Source organism: Rhodococcus sp. T9N (assembly GCF_024436645.1).
GTDB classification, from domain to species: Bacteria; Actinomycetota; Actinomycetes; order Mycobacteriales; family Mycobacteriaceae; genus Rhodococcus_F; species Rhodococcus_F qingshengii.
In genome coordinates this window covers 1-512 of record NZ_JAMSKS010000079.1, presented here as the reverse complement: position 1 = coordinate 512, position 512 = coordinate 1, and the positions used below count along the sequence as shown (strand labels likewise).

At 58.2% G+C, this 512-nt stretch carries 1 protein-coding gene; it reads right to left on the bottom strand.

Annotated features, from left to right (window positions below; all coding sequences use genetic code 11):
• A partial coding sequence (locus tag M1L53_RS33105; RefSeq protein WP_261949525.1) for a hypothetical protein occupies window positions 1-413 on the bottom strand: 413 nt, incomplete at its 3' end.
• Window positions 414-512: the final 99 nt, after the last annotated feature.

Genomic DNA, 512 nt, shown 5'->3' with positions numbered 1-512 from the left:
TGACTGGCCTCGAGACGGAACAGGAGCAACTGCTCCCGAGCGCGGGTGAAGTCCAGATCAACAGGAATCGTGATATTCGCAGCCGAAGCGCCGAGGTGTGAATGGAGGTCAGCCGCAAACCCTGAGAAGTCTGGTGAGACTTTCACTCTCAGATTCGCATTGATCGCACCCAGCCGAGTCCGCAACTGCTGCGAGAAGTTCGTCAGGTCAGGTGCAACCTCGACCTTGATCTTCGCCGTGACATTGCTGAGCTTGGCCGTGAGCTCCTGCTTGAACCGGCTCATATCCGGGACGATGACAACGGGAGCTTCGACCCGCTCGGCTCGGAGTTGCGTCTTGACTCTGCGATGGAATCCGGTCAGATCCGGTGAGATCTTGATGGATGCCGTTCCGGCCTGAAATTGGACAGCCATGCCGCGCCCCCTATGAATTTGTTCGAGCCCGAGGCGTTACAGATCCACACCCAAGGCAGTGAGAGCGAGGTCGACTTGCCGCTGCTTTTGACGCGCCAT